Annotated in this window: 27 protein-coding genes and 2 tRNA genes; 15 read left to right on the forward strand and 14 right to left on the reverse strand. The window is 70.2% G+C overall.

The genetic code is table 11. From position 1 onward, the window contains the following. Positions 1 to 21 precede the first annotated feature (21 nt). Positions 22 to 1,665, reverse strand: a complete 1,644-nt coding sequence (locus H036_RS23950) for a DUF1800 domain-containing protein (RefSeq protein ID WP_017936651.1) — start codon at positions 1,663 to 1,665, stop codon at positions 22 to 24. A gap of 55 nt (positions 1,666 to 1,720) precedes the next feature. Next, positions 1,721 to 2,485 (reverse strand): SDR family NAD(P)-dependent oxidoreductase, encoded by a 765-nt coding sequence (locus H036_RS0120315; protein WP_017936652.1) that lies wholly within the window; start codon positions 2,483 to 2,485, stop codon positions 1,721 to 1,723. Positions 2,486 to 2,569: 84 nt separating this feature from the next. On the opposite strand from H036_RS0120315, the gene H036_RS0120320 reads away from it, so the two are divergent. Further along, entirely contained in the window at positions 2,570 to 3,160 is a 591-nt protein-coding gene (locus H036_RS0120320; protein WP_026146208.1) for a TetR/AcrR family transcriptional regulator, read from the forward strand. Between the two features lie 8 nt (positions 3,161 to 3,168). Here H036_RS0120320 and H036_RS0120325 read toward each other — a convergent pair whose 3' ends face one another. Genes H036_RS0120325 through H036_RS0120335 form a run of 3 tightly spaced genes read right to left on the reverse strand, consistent with a single transcriptional unit; the run spans position 3,169 to position 4,497 of the window. After that, positions 3,169 to 3,753 carry an NUDIX hydrolase gene (locus tag H036_RS0120325; RefSeq protein ID WP_017936654.1) on the reverse strand — a complete coding sequence of 195 codons (585 nt, stop codon included), beginning with the start codon at positions 3,751 to 3,753 and terminating at the stop codon, positions 3,169 to 3,171. After that, positions 3,750 to 4,058: a hypothetical protein gene (locus H036_RS0120330; RefSeq protein WP_017936655.1), complete on the reverse strand. Its 309-nt coding sequence runs from the start codon at positions 4,056 to 4,058 to the stop codon at positions 3,750 to 3,752. The genes H036_RS0120325 and H036_RS0120330 overlap by 4 nt, the downstream gene beginning before the upstream one ends. A gap of 22 nt (positions 4,059 to 4,080) precedes the next feature. Continuing rightward, entirely contained in the window at positions 4,081 to 4,497 is a 417-nt protein-coding gene (locus H036_RS0120335; RefSeq protein WP_017936656.1) for a nitroreductase family deazaflavin-dependent oxidoreductase, read from the reverse strand. Positions 4,498 to 4,584: 87 nt separating this feature from the next. Here H036_RS0120335 and H036_RS0120340 point away from each other — a divergent pair, with 87 nt between their 5' ends. Beyond that, complete coding sequence (locus tag H036_RS0120340; protein WP_017936657.1) at positions 4,585 to 5,472, forward strand: LLM class flavin-dependent oxidoreductase; 888 nt, start codon at positions 4,585 to 4,587, stop codon at positions 5,470 to 5,472. Here the strand turns inward: H036_RS0120340 and H036_RS0120345 are convergent. Further along, a complete protein-coding gene (locus H036_RS0120345) occupies positions 5,462 to 6,730 on the reverse strand; it encodes an NtaA/DmoA family FMN-dependent monooxygenase (protein WP_017936658.1) in 1,269 nt (422 codons plus the stop codon). The genes H036_RS0120340 and H036_RS0120345 overlap by 11 nt on opposite strands. A 77-nt stretch (positions 6,731 to 6,807) precedes the next feature. Between H036_RS0120345 and H036_RS0120350 the strand changes: the two genes are divergently transcribed. Together H036_RS0120350 and H036_RS0120355 are read left to right on the forward strand one after the other, a co-directional pair. Further along, positions 6,808 to 7,461, forward strand: coding sequence for an HAD family acid phosphatase (locus tag H036_RS0120350; protein WP_017936659.1), 654 nt, complete (start codon positions 6,808 to 6,810; stop codon positions 7,459 to 7,461). Between the two features lie 4 nt (positions 7,462 to 7,465). Then, complete coding sequence (locus H036_RS0120355) at positions 7,466 to 7,756, forward strand: DUF1905 domain-containing protein (protein WP_017936660.1); 291 nt, start codon at positions 7,466 to 7,468, stop codon at positions 7,754 to 7,756. On the opposite strand, the gene H036_RS0120360 is transcribed toward H036_RS0120355, so the two are convergent. Beyond that, positions 7,728 to 8,309 carry a TetR/AcrR family transcriptional regulator gene (locus tag H036_RS0120360; RefSeq protein WP_017936661.1) on the reverse strand — a complete coding sequence of 194 codons (582 nt, stop codon included), beginning with the start codon at positions 8,307 to 8,309 and terminating at the stop codon, positions 7,728 to 7,730. The two genes, H036_RS0120355 and H036_RS0120360, sit on opposite strands and share 29 nt — an antisense overlap. A 123-nt stretch (positions 8,310 to 8,432) precedes the next feature. Here H036_RS0120360 and H036_RS0120365 point away from each other — a divergent pair, with 123 nt between their 5' ends. After that, a complete protein-coding gene (locus H036_RS0120365) occupies positions 8,433 to 9,779 on the forward strand; it encodes a cytochrome P450 (RefSeq protein WP_017936662.1) in 1,347 nt (448 codons plus the stop codon). A 19-nt stretch (positions 9,780 to 9,798) separates the two neighbouring features. On the opposite strand, the gene H036_RS0120370 is transcribed toward H036_RS0120365, so the two are convergent. After that, positions 9,799 to 10,206, reverse strand: a complete 408-nt coding sequence (locus tag H036_RS0120370) for a VOC family protein (RefSeq protein WP_017936663.1) — start codon at positions 10,204 to 10,206, stop codon at positions 9,799 to 9,801. Positions 10,207 to 10,226: 20 nt separating this feature from the next. Continuing rightward, positions 10,227 to 11,855, reverse strand: a complete 1,629-nt coding sequence (locus H036_RS0120375; RefSeq protein WP_026146211.1) for a long-chain fatty acid--CoA ligase — start codon at positions 11,853 to 11,855, stop codon at positions 10,227 to 10,229. A 107-nt stretch (positions 11,856 to 11,962) separates the two neighbouring features. Here H036_RS0120375 and H036_RS25570 point away from each other — a divergent pair, with 107 nt between their 5' ends. Further along, positions 11,963 to 12,100 carry a hypothetical protein gene (locus H036_RS25570; protein ID WP_017936665.1) on the forward strand — a complete coding sequence of 46 codons (138 nt, stop codon included), beginning with the start codon at positions 11,963 to 11,965 and terminating at the stop codon, positions 12,098 to 12,100. Here the strand turns inward: H036_RS25570 and H036_RS0120385 are convergent. The 4 genes from H036_RS0120385 to mobA form a co-directional block, all read right to left on the reverse strand. Further along, positions 12,091 to 12,648: a bacterial proteasome activator family protein gene (locus H036_RS0120385; RefSeq protein WP_017936666.1), complete on the reverse strand. Its 558-nt coding sequence runs from the start codon at positions 12,646 to 12,648 to the stop codon at positions 12,091 to 12,093. The two genes, H036_RS25570 and H036_RS0120385, sit on opposite strands and share 10 nt — an antisense overlap. A gap of 33 nt (positions 12,649 to 12,681) precedes the next feature. Further along, positions 12,682 to 13,659, reverse strand: a complete 978-nt coding sequence (locus tag H036_RS0120390; RefSeq protein ID WP_017936667.1) for an NAD(P)H-quinone oxidoreductase — start codon at positions 13,657 to 13,659, stop codon at positions 12,682 to 12,684. 125 nt (positions 13,660 to 13,784) lie between these two features. Continuing rightward, complete coding sequence (locus H036_RS23955) at positions 13,785 to 14,123, reverse strand: DUF6457 domain-containing protein (protein ID WP_017936668.1); 339 nt, start codon at positions 14,121 to 14,123, stop codon at positions 13,785 to 13,787. Between the two features lie 4 nt (positions 14,124 to 14,127). Further along, positions 14,128 to 14,697 (reverse strand): molybdenum cofactor guanylyltransferase, encoded by a 570-nt coding sequence (gene mobA, locus H036_RS0120400; RefSeq protein ID WP_017936669.1) that lies wholly within the window; start codon positions 14,695 to 14,697, stop codon positions 14,128 to 14,130. Positions 14,698 to 14,735: 38 nt separating this feature from the next. On the opposite strand from mobA, the gene H036_RS0120405 reads away from it, so the two are divergent. The 5 genes from H036_RS0120405 (at position 14,736) to H036_RS0120425 (ending at position 19,114) form a co-directional block, all read left to right on the forward strand. After that, positions 14,736 to 15,524 (forward strand): carbon-nitrogen hydrolase family protein, encoded by a 789-nt coding sequence (locus tag H036_RS0120405; RefSeq protein ID WP_017936670.1) that lies wholly within the window; start codon positions 14,736 to 14,738, stop codon positions 15,522 to 15,524. 11 nt (positions 15,525 to 15,535) lie between these two features. Next, on the forward strand, positions 15,536 to 16,642 hold the full coding sequence (locus H036_RS0120410; protein WP_157417714.1) for a hypothetical protein: 1,107 nt from the start codon (positions 15,536 to 15,538) through the stop codon (positions 16,640 to 16,642). Between the two features lie 47 nt (positions 16,643 to 16,689). After that, positions 16,690 to 16,920: a biotin/lipoyl-binding carrier protein gene (locus H036_RS0120415; RefSeq protein WP_017936672.1), complete on the forward strand. Its 231-nt coding sequence runs from the start codon at positions 16,690 to 16,692 to the stop codon at positions 16,918 to 16,920. Between the two features lie 91 nt (positions 16,921 to 17,011). After that, positions 17,012 to 17,099, forward strand: a tRNA-Ser gene (locus H036_RS0120420). Between the two features lie 329 nt (positions 17,100 to 17,428). Further along, entirely contained in the window at positions 17,429 to 19,114 is a 1,686-nt protein-coding gene (locus H036_RS0120425; protein ID WP_017936673.1) for a hypothetical protein, read from the forward strand. Between the two features lie 51 nt (positions 19,115 to 19,165). Here the strand turns inward: H036_RS0120425 and H036_RS0120430 are convergent, their stop codons facing one another. Beyond that, positions 19,166 to 19,546 carry a hypothetical protein gene (locus H036_RS0120430; protein ID WP_036489520.1) on the reverse strand — a complete coding sequence of 127 codons (381 nt, stop codon included), beginning with the start codon at positions 19,544 to 19,546 and terminating at the stop codon, positions 19,166 to 19,168. Between the two features lie 77 nt (positions 19,547 to 19,623). Here H036_RS0120430 and H036_RS0120435 point away from each other — a divergent pair, with 77 nt between their 5' ends. From H036_RS0120435 to H036_RS0120450, 4 genes are all read left to right on the forward strand, one after another. After that, positions 19,624 to 20,076: a hypothetical protein gene (locus H036_RS0120435; RefSeq protein ID WP_017936675.1), complete on the forward strand. Its 453-nt coding sequence runs from the start codon at positions 19,624 to 19,626 to the stop codon at positions 20,074 to 20,076. A gap of 62 nt (positions 20,077 to 20,138) precedes the next feature. Then, positions 20,139 to 20,231 (forward strand) — tRNA-Ser (locus H036_RS0120440). A 132-nt stretch (positions 20,232 to 20,363) separates the two neighbouring features. After that, positions 20,364 to 21,890: a glycosyltransferase 87 family protein gene (locus H036_RS0120445; protein ID WP_020485883.1), complete on the forward strand. Its 1,527-nt coding sequence runs from the start codon at positions 20,364 to 20,366 to the stop codon at positions 21,888 to 21,890. Between the two features lie 106 nt (positions 21,891 to 21,996). Then, on the forward strand, positions 21,997 to 22,611 hold a 615-nt coding region (locus H036_RS0120450; RefSeq protein WP_026146051.1), incomplete at its 3' end, for a polyprenol monophosphomannose synthase.

Below are 22,611 nucleotides of genomic sequence, written 5' to 3' on the forward strand. Positions count from 1 at the left end.
GGTTCGTCGGGTTCATGGGACTCATCGGGTCATGTGGCGGGGGTGGTCGAGGATGACGCCGAGGGCGCGGACGCCGAGCCACTCCCGCAGGCCCTCGCCCTGCCAGCTGGTCGGGTCGATGGTGTCGCCCGGGCTCATCCCGATCGCCTGGGCGAGTGCCTGGGTGGTGGTCGCGGTGGTGCTGGTGGCGTGGAAGAGCTGGCTGAGGTGCTCGGCGTACTGCGCGACGGTGGGGGTGCCGGCGGGCAGGAACGCGCCCGGCGTGCGGTAGCTGACACCGTCGGTGGGCCAGTAGCCGCCGGCCAGGTTCCAGTGCATCGCGAAGCTGTTGAGCATCCGGCTCGCCGAGGCGTACTCGGCGGCGCTGTCGGGCGGGCCGTCGGGCCGCGGCCAGGAGTAGGGCTGCAGGCCGCCGTGCACGTAGACCATGGTGTGGGCCGCGTCGTCGCGCGAGGTCGGTGCCCCGACGTCGACACCGAGCAGCCGGATGGTCGCGATCATGTCCGCGACCGGGGTGCGCACCTTCTTCTTGGCCGAGGCGGCGAACTCGGGGTGCCGGACCAGTGCCTGCAACACCGGGCGGACGTCGGTGTCGCTGGCGAGGTAGACCTGGGCGAGCTTGGTGACGAGCGCGTCGGAGGGGCTGTCGCTGACGAACCGGGTGGCGATCTTGGTGGCGATCCGGTGTGCGGTCGACGGGTGGTGCGCCAGGTAGTCGAGGTAGTCCTTGGCGGTCTGCCCGGAGCGCCCGTCACCGTTGCTGGTGAAGCCGAGCACGGTCGCCGGGCCGGTGGCGTGCCGGTCGGGGTCGTAGTAGGCGCTCCAGGTCGCGACCGCCGGGTGGTCGTCGTCCCAGGGCCACTTGACCGTCCAGCCCGACAGGATCCGGGCCGACGCCTTGACCTGGTCCTCGTCGTAGAGGCCGCGGCCGACGGTGTGCAGCTCGAGCAGCTCGCGACCCTGGTTCTCGTCGGGGTGGTCGGCGGTGGACTCGGCGTTGTTGAGGAAGACCAGCATCGCCGGGTGCAGCGCGGCGGCGACCAACAGCGTGGAGAACTTCCCGAGCGCGTGCGCGCGGATCAGCGCGTCGTAGTCCTGGCGCCAGTACCAGGCGTCCGAGCCGACCGCGATGTGCAGGTGGTCGGACCACAGCTCGACCATCGCCTCCAGCACGGCACGGTTGCTGTGCACCCGCCGCAGGATCGTCCAGGACGCGAGGTCGATGCCGTAGTCCCAGCTGCCGAACCCGCCCGACCGCTCCGAGGCATAGCGCTGCGCAGGCGTGTGCGCGAGCAGCGGGAACCACGACCACAGCTGCAGGCCGCGGGTGCTCTCCGCGACCTGGTCGGGCGCGAGCTGCTTGTCGAACCACGCCAGCGTGCCGCCCGCAGCGGTGATCGCCTGTCCCAGCGCGGTGGTGTAGCCGCCGGTGAAGCGGTCGGCGAGGTGCACCACGCCGGGGTTGGCGGGCTTGTCGGCGGTGACGACGGGCTTCGGCGCCGGTGTCGCCGGGTGCTTCTTCTTGTGCTTCTTGTGCTTCTTCTTGTGGTGCTTGGCGTGGTGCTTCTTCTTGTGGTGCCGCTTCTTCCCCCGCGCGAGGGTGGAGAGCGATGAGGTCGGCACAACCTTGGATTCGGCCGCCGCAGCGGCCAGCTGAGCGCTCACGGTAGCGTCAACGTGCGAGTGACCCACGCGGCCGGGACCGCGCGGGGCGCCTCGGTCACGCGACGACGGCCACGCCCGTCCGGCCGCCGTCCACGTCGAGCACGGTGCCGTGCACGAACGCCGCGTCGTCGGAGGCGAGGTACGCCGCCGCTGCCGCGATCGCGTCCGGGTGGCCGACCTCGCCGGCCGGCGTGCCGACCATCATCTGCTCGCCGAACGACACGCCCGGCTCCAGGTCCGGCGGCCGGATGACCCCCGGCGAGACCGCGTTGACCCGGATCCCGCGGTCGGCGAACTCCGCGGCCCACATCCGGGTCAGCGTCTCCAGCGCGCCCTTGGTCGAGGCGTAGAGCGCCCCGCCCGTGACACCGAGGCGGGCCACCCAGCTGCCCAGATTGATGATGGTGCCGCCGCCCTGCTCGGTCATGAGCGGCACCACGGCCTGGGTGAGGAAGTAGGCCGCCTTCACGTTGACGCCGTACACGCGATCGAAGAGCTCCTCGTCGGCGGTGAGGGTGGTGCTCGGCGGATAGATGCCGGCGTTGTTGACCAGGATGTCGAGCCGGCCGCCCAGCGCCTCGTGAGCGGCGGCAGCGAGGCCGTGGCTGGCCGCCCTGCTGCCGTCGAGGTCGGCGACGACGAGGTCCGCACGGCCACCGGCGGCGCGGATCTGCTCGACGACGCTCGCGCCGCGTGCCTCGTCGCGGCCGGAGACGATGACGTGGGCGCCCTCGGCGGCGAGGCGGCGGGCGATGGCGTGCCCGATGTTGCTGGTGGAGCCTGTGACCAGGGCGGTGCGTCCGGTGAGTCGTGAGTTCATGACCCGACTGTGACTCCAAAAAATTGGACCGGCAAGTCCAGAAAAATGGACGCTCCGGTCCAGGATCGCGCTAGCCTCGACGTCGTGGGACTCACCGCCAAGGGCATCGCGACGCGTCAGCGGATCATCGAGGGCGCTGCCGCGCACCTGCGCAGCGGCGACCCCGGCGTGGCCACCCTCGACGACATCCGTGACGTCACCCGGACCAGCAAGAGCCAGCTGTTCCACTACTTCCCGGGCGGCAAGGAGGAGCTCTTCTTGGAGGTCGCGCGGTTCGAGGCGGCACGCGTGATCGAGGACCAGCAGCCCCATCTCGGCGCGCTCGACTCCTGGGCTGCGTGGGATCGCTGGCGCAAGGCGGTCATCGCCCGCTACCGGGCCCAGGGACAGCACTGCCCGTTGGCCTCGCTGATGAGCCAGGTCGGCAGCGTGCCCGGCGCCGCAGAGGTCTCCAGCACCCTGCTGGAGAGTTGGACGCGCGACGTCGAGCGCGGCATCCGCACCATGCAGGCCAAGGGCCAGGTCGGGGAGCAGATCGACGCCCGGCGTACGGCGTCGGCCTTCATCGCCGGCATCCAGGGCGGTGTGACTGTGCTGCGCTCGACCGGCAGCACCGACCACCTCGAGGCGATCCTGGCGATCCTGATCGCCTACCTCCGCGATTCAGCCGACTGAGCGCACGCTCACTGCGCCGGGACGGTCGACTCCTCGACGTACCCGCCGTCGATCGGCGGCCGTGCGGTCCCACTGCCCCGACGTGCGTCCGCGTCAGCCCACAGGTCGAGCACCTCGGCCGGCCAGACCACATCGGTCGTCCGGGTCAGCTCGGCCCGGGTCCACCAGTGGTGCCCGGTCATCAGGGCCCGCTCCTCGGGCGTGTGGCCGGCGTCGGAGATCTCGAACGCCGGCACCCAGCACGCGAAGAAGACATCCTCCTGGTCGACCACCACATCGGAGTAGCCATGCACCACCCGGCGCTCCATCACCGGCCCGACCAGCTCGTCCTCGCCGACGACGACGCCCGTCTCCTCGAAGAGCTCGCGCACCGCGGCTGCCGTGTCGCTCTCTCCCGGGTCGAGCCCTCCGCCGGGCGTGATCCACCAGTGCACGTCGGACAGGCCGGGGTCAGTGTCGTGGAAGAGCAGCAGCCGGTCGCGGTCATCGATCAACAGCACCCGAGCCGTACGCCGCCGACGCCGTGGGCGCTGCTCCGGCGGCACGGGCACCAGCGTGCGGACAGAATCGGTGGCCGGCTCGTCCTGGCTCATCGGAGCACCGAGACCGGGAACAGCTCGGTCCGCGCGATGACCCGGTCGCGCACGTCGGCCATGGCGAGCCGTCGCGGGTCGTCCAGGTAGCCGCCGACCGCCTCTTGGTCGGGGAAGCGGAGCAGCTGCACCTCGCGCGGTCCGGCTGCCTCGCCGGTCGAGCGCACCCGCTGGACGAGCGAACCGCCGTGCTCGGGCAGGAGTGCGAGCACCTGGTCCTCGTAGGACTCCAGGCCCGCCTCCTCGCCGGGCACCGCCCAGAGGAAGCAGCACAGCACCAGGTCGTCAGGAGCAGGGTCGGCCATGCCTCGAACGTAGCAAGGTCGGTCAGGACCGCGTCAGCCTGAGCACCGGGATGACCCGGATGCCCGCGGTCTTCTCGGCGTACCCACCGAAACCGGGCATCCGCGCGACCTGCCCCGCGAAGAGGCGGTCGCGCTCCGCGCCGGTGACTTCCTCGACGCTGACCTGGTAGGTCTCGGCGCCGACCTCGATCGTGGTGGTGCCCGTCTCGATCAGGTTGCGGTACCAGTCCGGGTTGGTCGGGGCGCCACCCTTCGAGGCGAAGATGTAGAGGACGGAGGCGTCGTCGCCGGGCAGGTACACCAGCGGGGTGACCCGCTCGGCGCCGCTGCGGCGGCCGGTGTGGTGCACGAGCACCATCGGCGCTCCCTCGAACGGACCGCCGACGCGGCCCTGGTTGGCACGGAACTCTTCGATGACCTGGGTGTTCCCATCGCTCACCTCTCGATCCTGGCACCCGGGAGGCGTGCAGGCCAGGATGAGCCGGGGCACCCGTGCGCCTGGGACGGCGGGCCTAGGGTGGCCAGCGTGAAGTTCTCCTTCTGGCCCGCCACCTCCCACCCACCCGCCGAGGTGCTCGCCGAGGCCCGCCAGGCCGAGGCGGAGGGCTGGTACGGCGTCTGGCTCGCCGACCACTACATGCCCAACACGCCCGACGGCGCACCGGCCGACGGACCGGTGCACGAGGCCTGGTCGCTGCTGTCGGCCCTCGCGACCGCGACCGAGCGGGTCCGGATCGGCACCCTCGTCAGCCCGACGTCGGTGCACCATCCGGCCCTGCTGGCCAACCGCGCGGTCACCATCGACCACCTCGCCGGCGGCCGGATGGTGCTCGGCCTCGGTGCCGGCTGGCAGGTCAACGAGCATGCCGCCTACGGCTTCGAGCTGGAGGAGCCCGGACCCCGGGTCACCCGCTTCGAGGAGTCGATCCAGATCGTCCGCAGCCTGCTGGTCGAGGAGCGGACCACCTTCCGCGGCAAGGTCTATGACGTCGTCGATGCGCCGTGCGACCCCAAGCCGGTGCAGCAGCGGCTGCCGATCGTGGTCGGGTCGGGCAGCCCGCGGATGCTGCGGATCACCGCCCGCTACGCGGACGAGTGGAACACGTGGGGCACGCCCGAGACGGCCGCCGCTTCGCGGGAGAAGCTGCTCGCCGCCTGCGAGCAGGTCGGCCGCGACCCCGGCACGGTGCACTGCAGCATCAACAGCATCGTCCGGCTCGACGAGGAGGCGGTGCCCGGGCGGCCGAGCATCGGCGGATCGGCCGCGCAGCTCGCCGACCAGATCGGCCGGTACGCCGAGGCAGGCTACGACGAGTTCATCGTCAACGGCGCCAGCCTGACCGGTGCCGCCGCCGAGCGCAGCGACATGCTCGCGCGACTGGGCACCGAGGTGCTCGGCCAGCTCAGCGAGTGAGCGGCAGCTCCAGGTTCTCCCGCAGCGTGTCGCCGCGGTAGTCGTCACCGACGACGCCGCGTCGGCGCAGCTCGGGCAGCAGTCCGTTGGCGACGAAGTCGTGGCTGGTGTCGTCGGCGAGGTCGCCGACGCTGACCACGTCGAGGACACCGAGGCGATAGCGCTCCTCGATCGCGTCCGCGACCTGCTCCGGCGTACCCGTGACCGCCCAGTGGCCGGTGTCCTGTGCGTCCACGATCAGCTCGCGCAGCGTCCGGCCGGATCGTGCCCAGGCGGCGAAGATCTCCACCCGGCCGCGGCGCCGCCCGATCGAGTCCAGCGAGGGCAGCAGCGAGGCGGGGATGGTCTCGTCGAGCTTGACCTCGGAGAGGTCGATGTCGCCGAGCATCTGCTCCAGGCGCGCCCGCCCGGTCTCGAGGTCGATCGACTCGATCCGCTCGCGCTTGAGCCGCAGCGCCTCCTCCTCGGTGGCGCCGTACGTCGCGTGCAACGAGCTGAAGATCAGCGGCCGGTCCGGGCGGCCGAAGGAGGCCGCCAGGGACCGGATGCGGTCGGTGAACTCCTGGGCGATCTCGATGGTCGGCAGCGAGGTGAAGACCACCTCGGCGAAGCGCGCGCCGAGGCGTACGCCGCCCTCGGACTGCCCGGCCTGGAAGATGACCGGCCGGCCCTGCGGCAGCGGCGGGATGTTGAGCGGCCCGGCGACGTCGAAGAACCGGCCGTGGTGGTCGATCGGGCGTACCAGGGAGGCATCCAGGATCGCGCCGCCGTCGCCGGCGCGGAGCGCTCCCGGCTGCCAGCTGTCCCACAGCGCGGTGGTGACCTCGAGGACCTCCTCGGCGCGGGCGTAGCGGTCCTCGGGCGAGGGGATCTCGGCATAGCCGTAGTTCTCCTCGCCGAATGCCGAGGTTACCACGTTCCACGCCGCGCGACCGTTGCTGACGTGGTCGAGCGTGCCGAACTGCCGGGCCAGCGAGAACGGGTCGTTGAACGTCGAGGAGACCGTCGCGATCAGGCCGGTGTGGCTGGTCAGCTGGCTCAGCGCCGCCAGGAAGATCAGCGGCTCCTGGGCGCCGATCGCGCCCTGGTTGCCGAACTGCAGCAGGTCGGCGAGGAAGAGCGCATCGATCCTGGCGGCCTCGGCCCGCGGCGCGATCACGGCGGCATCGGCCATCGTCGAGCGGTTCGGGTCGAGGGCCAGGTCGTAGATGCCCCAGTGCTGGCCGCCGGAGCCGGCCACGGTCTTGAGAGTGCGCATAAACAACAGTAAACCACTCAAGCTAATACCTTTTGAGGCGTCGTGATCCGTCTCCCCGACTCGTCTATGGTCGAACCATGAGCCCCCGACTCACCACCGCCGTACGCGCCTCGCTGCTCGGGCTCGCGCTCGGGTCGACGCTGCTCGTCCCCTCCGCCTCACTCGCCCAGGTGCCCGCGCAGGTGACCGCTCCGGTGGCGGCTCCGGTTGCATCGAGCGCGGCCGCCGGAAGCGGGTGCGGGGTTCACGCCCGGCGTGCTGGCCTCCCGCCCAGGTCGGTCTGGCTGGCCAAGGTGCGCAAGAAGTTGGCCGGCGCCAACGCCTACCTCGACGCGCACGCGGCCGATGCCGCCCGGCCCGCCCTGGTGCTCGACATCGACAACACCTCGTTGCAGACGCACTACCGCTGGCCGAAGCCGGTCCGGCCGACCTTGAGGGTGGCCAAGCATGCCGTCCAGCTCGGCTACACCGTCTTCTTCGTCACCGGCCGGACCCAGAGCAGCGCCGACAGCGTCCGTCCGCAGCTGAGCGCCGCCGGTTATCGGTACGCCGATGTCTACGGCCGGCCGAAGGGCCAGGGTCTCGCGGTGAGCAAGCAGGCCAACCGAGCCAAGATCGTGGCGCGCGGCTACACCGTCGTGATGGACATCGGGAACCGCAAGACCGATCTCTGGGGCGACAACGTCGGGCACGGGATCAAGCTGCCGAGCTTCCACGGTCTGCTCTCCTGAGGCGATGGCCTGGGTCTTCGAGGGCGAGGTCGTCGAGTGGCGCGGTCCGGCGCCGTACCTCTTCGTCGTGATGCCCGTGGCTGACAGCGAGGATCTCAAGGAGGCTTCCCGTGCGCTGGCGTACTGGGGCCAGGTGCCGGTGACGGCGCGGATCGGCGCGACGGAGTTCGCCACGGCGCTGTTCCCCAAGGGCGGTCGCTACCTGGTGCCGCTCAAGGCCGCCGTTCGGCTCACCGAGCGGCTCGCCGAGGGCGACGTGGTGGTGGTCAGGCTCGAGGTGCGAGCAGGGCGCTGAGCGCCTGGCTCGCCGGCTCGGTCAGCGCGAGCGGGTCGCGGCCCTCCTCCAGCGCGGTGGCGATCAGCTCACGCAGGCCGCCGAAGACGATGATGCCGAGCTCGCGCGTCGGCGGCTCGACCCCGGCTCGCTTCAGGTCGGGGGTGTCCGCCAAGGTGCGCAGCAGCTCGACGAAGGTGGCCATCCCCTCGCGGACCAGGGTGCGGCCCTCGTCGCCGAGGGTGGGCACCGCGCGGAACCAGTTGAGGAACAGGTGCGGCTCGGCGTGCACCAGCTCGAGGAGCGCGCCGACACCCTGCCGGACCTGGGTCTCCCACGGCGCGGTCGGGTCGACGGCGGCGGCGATGCAGCGCCGGAGCTCCAGGTTGGACAGCGTCAGCAGCGCCACGAAGCAGTCGTGCTTGTCCGCGAAGTGCTCGTAGAAGGTGCGCTTCGACGTACGCGCCTGGCGGACGATGTCGGCGACCGTGACCTCGGCGTAGGACCGCTCGCGCAGCGCGTCCGAGAGCCCGGCGAGCAGGCGGGAGCGATTGTCGAGGGCGGTGAACGTCACGGGCACACCCTAGGCGAGCGGGACCCCCACGCCGAGCGACCCTGGTCAGATCCTCCATCGAGCGGTACGTTTGAGTACCAACGACTGGTACGACGGCGTACCAAACGGCGTGAGGAGTGCCCCGTGACGCTGCTGGACCCCGTGATCAGGCCGCTCGTGGACCAGGTCAAGACGCCCGTGCGCTGGGGGGTGAGCCATGCGCTGCCGCGCGCGTTCTTCCGCGCCGCTGCCCGCCGTGGTGACATCCAGGGCAGGCTGATCGCGGCCGCGCCGGGCAGGCACACCTTCGACCTGCTCGACCTCTTCGAGGAGGCGCGCGCCAAGGGGTCGGTGGTCAGCACCCGACTGACCCACATGGCGGTCGACCATGCGGCCGTGCGCGAGGTGCTGAGCAGCAACGACTTCCGCACCGGTGTGCCGTCACGTGCCGGCAGCCGGATGCAGCAGTTGGCCGCGTGGTCGGCGACGGACGTGATCAGCCCGGTGGAGCCGCCCTCGCTGCTGGTCACCGAGCCGCCCGACCACACCCGCTACCGCAAGCTGGTCACCCGCGTCTTCTCGGTGCGCGCCGTGCAGCGGTTGCAGGAGCGCACCGCCGAGGTCGCCGCCGGGCTTCTCGACGACCTGGACAAGCGGGTCAGCGAGTCGGGCGGAGCGCCGGTCGACCTGATCGAGGCGTACTGCAGCCTGCTGCCGGTGACGGTGATCGCCGAGATCCTCGGCGTACCGATGGCGGACCGTGCCAAGGTGCTCGAGTTCGGCACCGCCGCCGCGCCGAGCCTGGACATGGGTCTGGGTTGGCGCAGGTTCCGTGAGGTGGAGAGCGGGCTGCGCGAGTTCGACACCTGGCTGACCCAGCACCTCGAGTCACTGCGCCGCGAGCCGGGGGACAACCTGCTCAGCGAGCTGGTCGCCGCCCAGGACGACGGTGTCGGGCTGACGCCGCACGAGCTCAAGGCGACCGCCGGACTCGTGCTCGCGGCCGGCTTTGAGACCACTGTCAACCTGCTCGGCAACGGGATCGCGCTGCTGCACGACCACCCCGACCAGCTGGCACTGCTGCGGGAGGACGCGTCGCTGTGGGGCAACGCCGTCGACGAGGTGCTGCGCTTCGACCCGCCGGTGCTGCTCACCGGCCGGATCGCAGAGCGCGACACCGAGGTGGCGGGGAAGCGGTTCAACCAGGACAGTGTCGTCGTCACCGTCCTGGCCGCCGCCAACCGCGACCCCGAGGTCTTCACCGACCCGAACACCTTCGACGTCACGCGGGAGAACGCGAAGGACCACGTCTCCTTCTCGGCCGGCCGGCACTACTGCCTGGGTGCAGCGCTGGCCCGGATGGAGGGCGACGTCGGCCTGCGGATGTTCTTCGAGCGCTATCCCGACGTCCGGCTGCTGCCGGGCGCGAACCGACGCCCCACCCGCATTCTGCGCGGGTACGAGCGCCTGCCTGCGAGCCTGCGCGGCTGAGGCCGCCGGGGCTGCGGCCTTACTGAGCGCCGCTGATGTTCACCATCCACGGGATGCCGAACCGGTCGACGAACATCCCGAACTCGTCGCCCCACGCCTGCACCTGCAGCGGCATCCGCACCTGACCGTCCACGGAGAGGTGGCGGAAGTAGCCACGCAGCTCGTCCACGTCCTCGCCCGAGATCGAGACGGTGATCTGGCTGCCGGAGTCGAAGTCCATCCCGGGCGGGGTGTCGGCAGCGAAGATCGTGTAGCCGGCCGTGGTCACCAGCGAGGCGTGCATGACCAGGTCGGCGCCGCCCTCGGCCTGGCCGAAGTCACCGAAGGTGACGACGTTGAGCTCGCCGCCCAGCACGGACTGGTAGAACTCCATCGCCTGGCGGGCTTCGGAGCGGAAGGACAGGTACGGAGTGAGCTTGGATCCCATGGCTTCGAACCTAGTCCGCTTTACGCGCCAGACGTAGGCAGGACGTGGTCGGCGTACTGCTCCCGGAGGGTCTTCTTGGAGAACTTGCCGACACTGGTCTTGGGCACCTCGTCGATGAAGATCACGTCGTCGGGCACCTGCCACTTGCCGACCTTGTCGCCCAGCCACGCCAGCAGCTCGTCGCGGTCGAGCGTCTCGCCGTCGCGGATGACCACGCACGCCAGCGGCCGCTCGCCCCACTTCGGGTGCGGCATCGCGATCACCGCGGCCTCGGCGACCTTCGGGTGGCCCATGATCTGGTTCTCCAGGTCGACCGAGCTGATCCACTCGCCGCCGGACTTCACCAGGTCCTTGGTGCGGTCCACGATCTTGAGGTAGCCCAGCGGGGTGATCGCGGCGACGTCGCCGGTGCGCAGCCAGCCGTCGGGGCTGAAGGAGTCGCCAGGCTCGTCGGTCTTGTAGTACTGGCGAGCGATCCACGGCCCACTGACCTCGAGGTCACCGCTGGTCTCGCCGTCCCACGGCAGCTCCTCGCGGCTGACCGCGTCGACGATCCGGGCCGACACGCCCGGCGCGATCAGGCCGGCGGTGGCCAGCGTCTCGATCTCCTCCTCGCGGCTGGTGATCTCGCTGCGCAGCCTGGCGACGCTGCCCAGCGGCGACATCTCGGTCATGCCCCACGCCTGCGTGATCGGCACGCCGATCGCCTCGCGCCACGCCTCCGACAACGCGACAGGTACGGCGGAGCCGCCGCAGATGACGGCTCGGAGCGCGGACAGGTCCCGCCCCTTCAACAGCGGAGCGACACCCATCCAGATGGTCGGCACGCCGGCGGCGACACTGACCTTCTCCGACTCCATCAGGTCGACCAGACCGGCCGGAGAGAGGTCCGGGCCGGGCATGATCAAGGTGGCGCCGCCCATCACCGTGGAGTGGGCGTAGCCCCAGCCGTTGGCGTGGAAGAGCGGCACGACCGGCAGCACCCGGTCGCCGTCGTGCATCCCGAAGACGCTGCTGGACAGTGAGCCCAGCGCGTGCAGCCAGTTGGACCGGTGGGTGTAGACGACGCCCTTGGGGTTGCCGGTGGTGCCGGAGGTGTAGCAGATCCCGGCGGCGGTGTGCTCGTCGGTGATCCGGCCGGTCAGGTCCGCCAGGTCGGCGCCGTCGACCAGCTCGCTGTAGGACACCACGCGCGGGTCGTCGGGCAGCGGCGTCGGCGCACCGTCGTCCATCACCACGACATGCTTGAGGGTGGTCATCTTCGGCAGCAGCGGCGCGAGCAGGCCGAGCAGTGAGCGGTCCACGAAGACGGCCTCGTCCTCGGCGTGCTCGAAGGTGTAGATCAGCTGCTCCGGGAAGTAGCGGATGTTGCCGGTGTGCAGCACCCGCCCCGTGCAGGGCACGGAGTAGTAGAGCGCCAGGTGCCGGAACGTGTTCCAGGCGAAGCTCGCCACCCGGCCGTCGGGCGAGATCCCCAGGGCGTCGAGCGCGCCGGCCTGGCGCCGTACCTCCGCTCCCAGGTCGGCGAAGGTCGCCCGCTCCTTGCCGACGGCGGTCTTGGTGACGATCTCCCGGTCGGCGTAGACACGCTCGCCGCGCTCGAGGATCGAGGTGATGGTCAGCGGCCCGTCCTGCATCAGTCCCAGCATGGGCACATGGTGGCGCGCTGTGGTCCGGGTCACAAGGACAACACGAATGTTCACGGCGACTCGTTAGGGGCCCGGCCGCGGTCGGCGCGATCCTGGGATCGGCGATCATGCTGGCCCGGGCGCTCAGCCAGCCGTGGCAGTACGCGGTGCTCGCCGGGGCCTTCGTGCTGCTCTTCGTGCTGCGGCGAGGTGTGCTGACGACGCTGCTGGTCGCTGCCGTGGTCGGCGTCTTCTGCTACAGGTAGAGGCCGCTGCTGCCGCCCTGCTCCTCCTGCTGCCCGGGCTGCTGTTGCGGCGGGCCCTGCTGCGGCATCTGCGGCATCGCGGCGCCCATGCCGGCAGGCAGGCCGCGCCTGATCTGCTCGAACTGTGCCCGTGCTGCCATCTGCTGGGCGTAGATCGCGGTCTGGATGCCGTGGAAGAGACCCTCCAGCCAGCCGACCAGCTGGGCCTGCGCGATCCGCAGCTCGGCCTCGGAGGGCGTGCGGTCGTCGGAGAAGGGCAGGCTGAGCCGCTCCAGCTCCTCGATCAGCTCCGGCGCCAGACCCGACTCGAGCTCCTTGATGGAGGACTGGTGGATCTCGCGGAGCCTGTTGCGCGAAGCCTCGTCGAGCGGTGCGGACTTCACCTCCTCGAGGAGCTGGCGGATCATCGAGCCGATCCGCATGACCTTCGCCGGCTGCTCGACCAGCTCGGTCAGATCACGATCGCTGCTGTCCTGCTCGGGTGCCGCCACCACCACCGGCTGCCCGTCGGGGCCGATCACCATGGCGTGCTGCTGCTCTTCGGTCATGTCGTTCAGCCTAGCCAGGCGTGCACGGCGCTCTCAGAGCCTCAGCAGGATCTTTCCGCTGTGCTCGCCACCCTCCATCCGCCGGTGGGCGTCGGCGACCTGGTCGAAGGGGAGTACGACGTCGATGATCGGCTTCACGTCCCCAGCGGCCAGGAGGGGCCACACGTTGGCGACCACGGAGGCGCAGATGGCGGACTTGCCCTCGACAGAGCGCGAGCGCAGCGTGGTGCCGATGACCGCGGCGCGCTTGCGCATCAAGGCGTTCAGGTCGATCTCGGCGGTGGTGCCGCCCTGCAGGCCGATGACGACCAGTCGGCCCTCCTCGGCGAGGGCCGTGATGTTGCGGGTGAGGTACTTCGCGCCCATGTTGTCCAAGATGACGTCGACGCCGCGGCCCTCGGTGTGATCGTCGATGATGTCCTCGAACGTCTCCTCGCGGTAGTCGATGACGACGTCGGCGCCGAGGGCGGAGCACAGCGCGCGCTTCTCCGGCGTACCTGCGGTGGTGAACACCCGCGCTCCGAGCTGGTGGGCGAGCTGGATCGCCATCGTGCCGATCCCACCGGCACCGCCGTGCACCAGGAACGACTCGTGCTGGCGCAGCCCGCCGATCATGAAGACGTTGGACCAGACCGTGCAGGCGACCTCCGGAAGGGCCGCGGCCTCGATCAGGGAGACACCGGCGGGGATCGGCATCACCTGACCGGCGGGTGCGACGACCTGGGAGGCGTATCCGCCTCCGGCCAGCAACGCGCACACCTCGTCCCCGACCTGCCAGGTCTCGACGCCGTCGCCGAGCGCGGCGACGGTCCCGCTGACCTCCATGCCGATGATCGCGGAGGCTCCGCGCGGCGGCGGGTAGAAGCCCTGCCGCTGCAGCAGATCGGCCCGGTTGAGGCCGGCGGCCGCCACGTCGATCAGGACCTCGCCGGGCCCAGGGGTCAGGTCGGGCAGCTCGGTGATGGTGAGGGCCTCCGGCCCTCCGGGTTCGCTGGCGACGACGGCACGCATGCCCCCACCCTAGGGTGCCGGGCGGTTTTGACCCCCAGGGGTCAAAACCGCACGTTGGGGGTCAGCGCTTTGCCCAACAACGTGCGGGACTGACCCTCAGGGGTCAAAACCAGCCGGCCCACCCCTCAGTCCGGCGCAGTGTCGTCCTCGCCGAAGTCCAGGTCGAGGTCGGGCGGCGCCGGTTCGACGGCGGGAGCCTCATCCTCATCGGAGGCGGTCACACCCGTAGGCCTGTCCCAGCGCTCGGCGAGCTCCTGGGTCACGGCCGCCAGCCGCTCGGTCTCGGTCGTGCCGGCATCGGCACGGCCGACCGCGACGCCGAGCAGGTAGGCGGACACGGGCGCCGCCGGTCTCTCGACGTTCGTCGCCACCGTCTTCGCCAGGTCGAGGATGAGCCCTTCATCGACATCCGCGTCGATGTCGAGGACGTCGCACAGCTCGTCGATCCAGTCGTGCAGGTTCACGACATCAAGCGTCGCGCAGGTCGGCCCAGGTGTCGATGTCCTGATGCTCGCGATCCATCGCGATCACGGGAGTCAGCGTCAACGGCGCGAGCAGCTTCTTCATCGGATGGTCGTGCTGCTGCTCGTAGTCGGGCCGGACCTGCTCCAGCCGCACGGTATCCAGCACCAGCGCCAGCTGCCAGCGGCCGTCGGGTCCGATCAGGATCGCCCCGTCGGAGCCGCCGGTCCGAGCGCCGGCGAGCAGCCGCCGCCACGTCCCGTGGTGGACGTGCGGCATGTCGACGCCGACCACCCCGACGTACCGGGGCACCGACATGAGCGCGTCGAGGCCTGTCAGCAGCCCCGCGACGGGTCCGCCGTACCGGGGACTCTCGCGGGTGAACGTGACCGGGCGCTCGGTCGGCACCGGGTCGCCGACCACCACCACCTCGCGGGCGTCGATGACACCGTCGAGCGCCCACTCCAGCAGGGTGCGACCGCCGAGCTCGATGCCGGCCTTGTCGACGCCGTCGAGCCGGCTGCCCCGGCCGCCGGCGAGGATGATCGCTGCCCACGGGTCCCACACGCCTCCCATCCTGCGTCATCCTCGAGCGCCGCGCGATGATGGAGGGCATGACCTGGACCACGCTCGACATCGCCCTCGTGCAGGAGCCCGCCGGACTCGACCCGGCCGCCAACCGGGCCCGGATCGACGCGCTGACGCCGGCCGGCGCGGATCTCGTCGTCTTCCCGGAGGTCTTCGCCAGGGACTTCGGCAAGCCGGGCACCCCGCTGGGCGAGTACGCCGAGGGTTTCGACGGGCCGTTCGCCACCGAGGTCGACCGGGTCGCACGCGACCGCGGGACCACGATCGTGGCCGGGATGCTGGAGCACGTCGCCGACGAGGCGGCCACGCCGTTCAACACACTGGTGGTGCGCGGGCGCACGCAGGCGGCCTACCGCAAGATCCACCTCTACGACTCCTTCGGCTACCGCGAGTCCGACGTGCTGGCGGCGGGGCCGGTCGCGCCGCAGGTCGTCACGGTGCCCGACGCGACGGGCGAGGGCGCGCGCATCGGGCTGCTGACCTGCTACGACCTGCGCTTCCCCGAGCTGGCGCGGTCGCTGGTCGATGAGGGCGCCGAGATCCTCGTCGTACCCGCCGCGTGGGTCGCCGGCGACCGCAAGGTCGACCACTGGCGCACGCTGCTGCGCGCCCGCGCGATCGAGAACACCGTCTTCGTGGCCGCCTGCGGTCAACCGGCGCCGCGTTACTGCGGCCACTCGATGGTCGTGGATCCGCTCGGCGACGTCCTCGCCGAGGCGGACTCCGACCCGGCCGTGATCACCGCCACGCTCACCCGCGAGGTGCTGGAGGAGGCCCGTCGCGTGAATCCGTCGCTGGCCAATCGTCGCCTGTAACCTTCGACCCCATGACCCGCACCAGCCCGAGCCCTACCCGTGTGCGTGAGGGTGGGCGATCGGGTTTCCGGCTGAGGCTGCGTCAGCAGGTGCTGCTGTGGTCGACGGTGTGCGGTGTGGGCATCGTCTGCGTGCTGCTCGCCGCCTTCGGGCTGCACGACGAGCTCCTCGGCGGGATCGGCGCGGTCGCGCTGACCACGGCCTACGTCTACGGCCTGGCCGCCCGCACGGGTGGCCGGCCGTTCATCTGCGCGGCGCTCGGTCTGGTGCTCGGCATCGCGGTCTTCGTGGTCGGCAGCAACGAGCTGCGCACCGGTGCGGCGGTGATGATGGCCGCGGTCTCCGCCGTCTTCGCCGTGATGGGCACGACGCCCGCCGTCACCTTCGCCAGGGCGGCCCGCGAGTGCGGGGTGGCGGCGATCATCGCGGGGCTGGGCTCGCTCGCGGCGATCGGGTACGCCCCGGTGGTGACGGTCAACCGCTTCCAGTACACCGTGCTCGTGCTCGCGTTGATCGGCGTCTTCCTGCTGGTCTACCGCCTCGGTGCGGGCCTGCACGGGCTGGGCCGACGGGGCCTCGCCACCGTGAGTGCCGGCGCCATCCTCCTGCTCGCCACGTTGCTGTACGCCGAGGCGATCCGCCGCTACGGCACCCCCGGACTGGTCGGCACCCTGCGCGACGGCGTGGTGTGGATGCGCGAACACCTGGGCGGCTATCCGCGACCCATCGAGGCACTGCTCGGCGTCCCGGCGCTGGCCTGGGGCACGCACATGCGGGCCCGACGTCGGCAAGGCTGGTGGGTGTGCGCGTTCGGCGTGGCCGCCACCGCGCCGATGGCCAGCACGTTCGTGAACCCCGAGGTCTCGGTCGTCGAGGGCGTCCTCTCGATCTGCTACAGCCTCGTCGTCGGCCTCGCTCTCGGGTACGTCGTCATCGGCGCCGACCTGTTCCTCACCGGCGGCCCTGGTCGCAGCGCCGGCAGCATCCGCAGCGTCCGGAAGGGGCGCTCCCGGCGAGCTGCCGAGGTGGCGCCTGCAGCCGGCCGGCGCGCCGTGCGGGAGGCCGAGGAGGCCGCCGCGGTGCGGCCCGAGCCTCGGCGTACCCAGGCTCTGCTCTGAGCCTGTCCGGTTCGCCCTACCGGGGGGTAACGCATACCGTCGGGCTCATGCCCCGCGAGACCGTCACCCCTGTCGTCGCCGAGATGGTTGCCAACGTGATGAGCATCGACGTGGCCGTCGGCGACTCGGTCGCGGTCGGCGACGCCGTGGTGCTGCTGGAGTCGATGAAGATGGAGATCCCGGTGCTCGCCGAGGTCGCGGGCAAGGTCCTCACCGTGAAGGTCACCGCTGGCGACGTCGTCCAGGAGGGCGACATCCTGCTCGAGCTCGGTGGCTGACGCTCGCTCGTGACCCTGCCCGACCTGCCCGCGCGCCATCGGAGCCGAGCCGTCTGGGCTACCCTCTGACCTGCGCTGGTCCCAGCGCACGGGATGGTTGGCAGAGCGGCCGATTGCACTCGCCTTGAAAGCGAGCGTGGGGTGACCCACCGGGGGTTCAAATCCCTCACCATCCGCCATGGGCTGCAGGGAACTCCTGGAGCTCGGCAGTTCGCGGACACGAGTCGACCGCCTCGTGAGTGATGAACCTCTTCGCGCCTCCGAAGGGCGCCGAAGATGACGCCGCCGACCTTGTCGATCAGGCGGGCGGCCTTCGTGACGAGCGGAGACTCGAACGTCAGCATGGGAGCGTCTCGGTGATGGATCTCATCCGGCCAGGGCGACCCTTGGACGAGATGCCCATCGTCGTCAGCCGCCCGGCACGCTTCCGCCGATTCGGCACGGCTACCGACGCGAGCGATGGTGAGTATTGCCTGCGAGATGGTGCTGGGCGGTGTCTAATACGCCGGTGAAGTTCTTGTTCCCGGCGTCGGCGCTCACGACGGCGCTCACCGTACTGCTCGTCACCGTGCCACTCAGTGCGAGCGCAACCGATCGGTACGGATCCCCGCAGTCCTACGGACTCACCTGGGGCATTCAGAGCGACATCGGGTTCGGAGGCAACCTGACGGCGGTCGACGTCTCGGATGGGGTCGTCTGGTCGGTGGGCGAGGGCAGCCCGCGTAACGACGGACACAGTGACGTTGTTGTCCAGCGCTCGTCGGTGACGGGGCAGGACCTCGGCCACATCACTGAAGGCAGTCAGTCGGGGGATACGGCGCGTGGCGTCGACGCGGGTCCGTGGGGAGCTGTTGTGGCCGGCACGACCGGCGGGGTGTTTCCCGGGTCGGGGGCGGAACCGACGTCCGGGGAGCATGGCTGGGTCCAATTGCTGGCTCCCGATGGTTCCGTCTCCTGGACGACCCAATTCGGCCGCGGGCCGGTCTCCTATGTAGATGGCGTTGCTGTCCACGGAAACACGGTGGCGGTCGTGGGTGAGTCTTTTGCAGGGGGTGGACCGCAGGACATCGCGGTCAGCACCTTCAGCCTGGCCACGGGAACACTCCTCGCAAGCCGAACCTTCGGTTCCCCGGCGCTCGACATGGCGCGTGCGGTCACGTTCCTCGGCGACGAGATGATCGTCGGCGGACTGACCGATGGTGCCATGGGCGCCACGCCGTCTGCTGGCGATGAGGATGCCGTCATCGTCGCGCTCGATCCGACGACTCTCAGCACGCGATGGACCACCCAGATCGGCACGGCGGCGACGGATTCCGTGGCGGCCCTCACCACCCGCGACGGGATCATCTACTGGGGTGGGGTCATGGGGGAGGAAGTCTCATCGGCGTCCGACGGCGTCGTGGGTGCGATCTCGAGTGGCGGCAAGCCGCTGTGGCAGGCTGAGGTGGGTCAGCACGGCGGCAACGTTCGTAGCATCACCACCACCTCACGAGGCGTCATACTCGGCGGCGAGGTCAACGACGGGACGACATCGTCGACCGACGCCTACGTGGAGGGTCGGGGATTCGATGGTGCGCCTCAGTGGCATCTCACCTTCGGCGCTGCCGGATTCGACGCCGCTGAGGGCGTCGCCGCGTCAGATGACCGCGTCTACTTCGCTGGGACTACGTACGACGGCATGTTCGCGGCGGTCGACAAGGGATCTGACGCGCTTCTCGGCGCCTTGGATGTGGCGAATGTACTTCGTCCGGATCTCGCCATCGATGCGTCGTCACATGCGTCCCGCCGACCGTCGGCAGGGCCGTCGTACAGGAAGCTCGTGGCTCCGGCCGCTACCAAGTTGGTGGTCCGCCGGGGCTCGGCGTCGAGCGCGACGATCCGGCTCCGCAACGATGGGCTGGTCGGCGATTCGCTTGCGTTGCAGGGGTGCAAGCGACCTCACCTCAAGATGACGTGGCAGTTCGGGCACCGCGTCGTCAGCGCAGCAGTTCGGTCGGGGACGTACCGCACGCCGATCTTGGCGGCAGGTAGCGCCCAGACACTTCGTTGGCGCATCAGGGCTGACAAACGTGCTCGCGGCACCATCACCTGCGCTCTGACTGCCCGATCAACCCATGACGCCAGAGTCGTCGAAAGCCGGACCGTAAAGATCGTGGTGAAACCTGCGGTGAGAAGGCACTCCTCGCGAGACTAGGGCGCCATCCGTCGCTCGGGGCCCGAGTCTCTTCCGTTCGGCACCCTGACCTCAGTTCTCCCCGCCGAGCTCCAGTTCAACGTCGTCGTAGGCGAGGTCGTTGAGCCGCTGGATGTGTCGGCCGATGTCCCCGATCAGCCGGCGCAGGTCCTGGCGCAGCACCTCCGGATCGGGTGCGGTGAGGGCCGCGTCGGCGAGCTGGGAGAGTCGCGAGACGAGCATGCCGCGCTCGCGGAACGCCTGACCCCCGCGCGCAGCGAGCCAGCCGTCGGCCGCCGTCGGGTTCTCCTCCACGAGCGCGTCGCGCACCGAGGCGAGCCGCTGGCGCAGCGACCAGCGCCAGTTGCCCAGGGGCACTCCGGGACGCGGCGGCACGATCGCCTGCTCGAGGCCGTGCAGCGCTTCCGCCATCCCGGAGCTGAGGGTCGCCATGCAGAGAGTGTGACCCGGGTCACGGGTCAGGACAAGCGAATGCGGGATCACGCGGCCCATTGGGGACAATCGGAACCATGACGTACTACCGCCTCGCCCCGGCCGTCGTGGCGCGCATCCTCGGGCTGGCGCTCGTGCTGCTGGCCCTGGTCGCGTTCCTGGCCACGATCGTGGTCGCGTTCACCCACGGCTCGATCGACATCGTGATCGGCATCGTCCTCGTCGGTGCCGTCGTGATCGCCGGCGGCGCTTGGTGGTTGCGGGGCAAGGCGTGGGTGGTCCGCTGCGACGAGCAGGGGTACGCCGTCCGCCTCGTGCGGGGTGCCGGCGTCCGCCAAGCCCCGTGGACCGAGGTCCGCGACGCGGTAACGACCACCACCCGTGGCATCGCATGCCTGGTGCTGCGGCTCGGCAACGGCACCACCACCTCGATCCCGGTGGGGCTGCTCGCGATCGACCGCGAGGAGTTCGTCCGGCAGATGCAGCGCCACCTCGGCGAGGGTCAGAAGGTCCGCCCGCTGGGCCTGTGAAGCCAAATCAGGGGCGATTGGGACAAGCGCTGCCGGGGCTAGTAGCCTGTGCGCGCTGACTTGGAGACGTCGCCTAGTCCGGTCTATGGCGCCTCACTGCTAATGAGGTTTGGGTTAACAGCCCATCGAGGGTTCAAATCCCTCCGTCTCCGCCAGTGTCAGGAGCCCCCGGCGAGCGAGAGCTCGCCGGGGGCTTCTTCATTTGCCGACCTTCGGGTCGGCGCCCAGGTAGTCACCAGCCGCGTCGAGGTATGGTCAGCCGCCCGATCCTGGAAGGAGCCGCCTGCATGACCTTCGCTGTGCTCGGCAGCGACGAGATGGACCGTGGTGAGAAGCGCTGCGACGGCCGGATCTCGTGGTGGAGATTCGATCGTGTCCCTGCCCTGGTCGCGGTCTTCCTGCTCGCCTACGCCGTGCGGTTGGTCCCGGTGCTGCGCGGCGGCGGTCTCCACTTCTACGGGCGCTATGACGACGGCGTCTACTACACCGGCTCGGAGGCACTGACCTTCGGTCACGTGCCCTATCGGGACTTCGTCCTCCTCCATCCGCCGGGCAGCACGATCGCGCTGATGCCGTTCACGGTGTTGGGCCGCCTGACCTCCGACCCGACCGGCATGACGGTGGCACGCCTGTCCTTCATGGCGCTCGGGAGTCTCAGCGCCGTACTCGTCGCTGTGATCGCGGGCCGGTGGGGCCCGGTTCGCGGACTGGTCAGCGGCCTCATCTACGCAGCATCGGCCGCTGCCACCTACAGCGAGCAGGCGACGTTCTTGGAGCCGCTCGGCACCTTCCTGACGTTGGTGGCACTGCTTGCACTGACCGTTCCCGCCAGCCGACGCTCGCGCTGGCTCGACGTGGCGGCGGGGGTGGCGCTGGGCCTCTCCTGCACGGTGAAGATCTGGTACGTCGCGATCGTCGCTGCCGTTCTCATCGCTCTGCTGCTGCGCCGCGAGCTCCGGTCGGCTGCCCGCCTTGCCGCTGCTTGCGTTGCGACAGCGGTCGTCGTGCTCCTGCCGTTCTTCCTGCTGGCGCCGCATCGGATGTGGACCATGGTGGTGAGCAACCAGCTCGGTCGCCAGGGCACACCCAAGCCGCGGCTGGGTCGGATCCCGAACATGCTCGGCACCAAGACGGTCCTGGATGGAGCGAGCCCCGTAGCCCTGCACCTCGTGACGCTGCTCGTCGCACTGCTGGTCCTGGTCGCGGCCGTCCTGTGCCTGCGGGATCGTCGCGCCTGGCCCATCGTGGCCTGCTTCGCCGCCGGTGCCGTCGTGCTCATCGTCAGCCCGTCGTACTTCCGGCACTACGGCGTCCTGCTCGCGGCCCCCGGCGCACTGGTCCTCGCCATCGGGCTCGGCGGCGCCGTGACGGCGATCCGGCATACTCCGCTTCGCACCGGGGCGGTGATCGCGGCGGCAGCGGTCGTCATCTGGTCGGGTGTGGTGGTGGCCGCCGCCCCGACCGGGAAGAGCTTTCCCTCGGGGCGGTTCATCGCGGCGGCGCCGGCCGGCTGCATCGCCGCCGACGATCCGGCAGCGCTGATCCAGATGAACCGGCTCACGACGAACTTCCGCCGCCACTGCGATGTTCCCGTCGATGTCACCGGCGCCAGCTACGGCAGCAGGGTCTCGCGTGGGCAGAACCTGGTCTTCCGGACCTGGTTGGTCGACCACCTCACCGACAGCGACGCCTTCGTCGTGCTGCGCCTGCGAAGGGACGGCTTGTCGGAGCAGGAGAGGCAGCAGATCCGCACCTATCCGATCCTGGCCTCCGGCTACGGTCTCAACCTCCGTCGTGGTGACGGTGGCTCGTGAACTCGGATCCCCGGATGCGGTCGACTAATGTCGCGCGTCGGAATCGCATGGAGGAGGCGGAAGTCGCGACGTGAGTACTGATCTGGGTGCGTTGGGTCGGGTGGTGATGGTGGTCCCGACCTATAACGAGGCTGCGAATCTGGGTTGGGTGGTGGGCCGGTTGCGTCGGGCCGAGCCTGGGGTCGAGGTGTTGGTGGTCGATGACGGCTCTCCTGATGGCACCGGTGCTTTGGCTGATGAGCTGGCCGCGGGTGATGAGCGGGTCCATGTGTTGCATCGCACCAGCAAGGAGGGGTTGGGTGCGGCGTACTTGGCGGGGTTCGGTTGGGCGTTGGAGCAGGGCTTTGACGTGATCGGGGAGATGGATGCGGATGGTTCGCATCAGCCCGAGGAGCTGGGTCGGTTGTTGGTGGCGTTGCGTGATGCGGATCTGGTGATCGGGTCGCGGTATGTGCCAGGTGGGTCGGTGGTGAACTGGCCACTTTCGCGGCAGGTGCTCTCGCGGGGTGGGAATCTCTATGTCCGGTTGTTGTTGGGGATCGGGATCCGGGATGCGACGGCGGGGTTCCGGTTGTTTCGTCGGGCGACGTTGGAGAAGGTGGATCTGGGGTCGGTGGAGTCGGCGGGGTATGTGTTCCAGACTGATCTGGCGACGCGGACGTTGCGGGCGGGGTTGGTGGTGCGGGAGGTGCCGATCGAGTTCGTGGAGCGGGTGCGGGGT

The sequence above is a fragment of the Nocardioides sp. Iso805N genome (assembly GCF_000364605.1).
GTDB lineage: Bacteria > Actinomycetota > Actinomycetes > Propionibacteriales > Nocardioidaceae > Nocardioides.

Coding starts and splice junctions, on each gene's coding strand:
- H036_RS0120430 (WP_036489520.1), bottom strand. CDS start 19,546: ATGGCGACCCTCAGCTCCGGGATGGCGGAAGCGCTGCACGGCCTCGAG.
- H036_RS0120315 (WP_017936652.1), bottom strand. CDS start 2,485: ATGAACTCACGACTCACCGGACGCACCGCCCTGGTCACAGGCTCCACC.
- H036_RS0120375 (WP_026146211.1), bottom strand. CDS start 11,855: ATGCTGGGACTGATGCAGGACGGGCCGCTGACCATCACCTCGATCCTC.
- H036_RS0120385 (WP_017936666.1), bottom strand. CDS start 12,648: ATGACCGAAGAGCAGCAGCACGCCATGGTGATCGGCCCCGACGGGCAG.
- H036_RS0120355 (WP_017936660.1), top strand. CDS start 7,466: ATGGCCTGGGTCTTCGAGGGCGAGGTCGTCGAGTGGCGCGGTCCGGCG.
- H036_RS0120330 (WP_017936655.1), bottom strand. CDS start 4,058: ATGGCCGACCCTGCTCCTGACGACCTGGTGCTGTGCTGCTTCCTCTGG.
- H036_RS0120325 (WP_017936654.1), bottom strand. CDS start 3,753: ATGAGCCAGGACGAGCCGGCCACCGATTCTGTCCGCACGCTGGTGCCC.
- H036_RS25570 (WP_017936665.1), top strand. CDS start 11,963: ATGCTGGCCCGGGCGCTCAGCCAGCCGTGGCAGTACGCGGTGCTCGCC.
- H036_RS0120410 (WP_157417714.1), top strand. CDS start 15,536: ATGACCCGCACCAGCCCGAGCCCTACCCGTGTGCGTGAGGGTGGGCGA.
- H036_RS0120445 (WP_020485883.1), top strand. CDS start 20,364: ATGACCTTCGCTGTGCTCGGCAGCGACGAGATGGACCGTGGTGAGAAG.
- H036_RS0120415 (WP_017936672.1), top strand. CDS start 16,690: ATGCCCCGCGAGACCGTCACCCCTGTCGTCGCCGAGATGGTTGCCAAC.
- H036_RS0120370 (WP_017936663.1), bottom strand. CDS start 10,206: ATGGGATCCAAGCTCACTCCGTACCTGTCCTTCCGCTCCGAAGCCCGC.
- H036_RS0120405 (WP_017936670.1), top strand. CDS start 14,736: ATGACCTGGACCACGCTCGACATCGCCCTCGTGCAGGAGCCCGCCGGA.
- mobA (WP_017936669.1), bottom strand. CDS start 14,697: ATGGGAGGCGTGTGGGACCCGTGGGCAGCGATCATCCTCGCCGGCGGC.
- H036_RS0120350 (WP_017936659.1), top strand. CDS start 6,808: ATGAGCCCCCGACTCACCACCGCCGTACGCGCCTCGCTGCTCGGGCTC.
- H036_RS0120345 (WP_017936658.1), bottom strand. CDS start 6,730: ATGCGCACTCTCAAGACCGTGGCCGGCTCCGGCGGCCAGCACTGGGGC.
- H036_RS0120435 (WP_017936675.1), top strand. CDS start 19,624: ATGACGTACTACCGCCTCGCCCCGGCCGTCGTGGCGCGCATCCTCGGG.
- H036_RS0120390 (WP_017936667.1), bottom strand. CDS start 13,659: ATGCGTGCCGTCGTCGCCAGCGAACCCGGAGGGCCGGAGGCCCTCACC.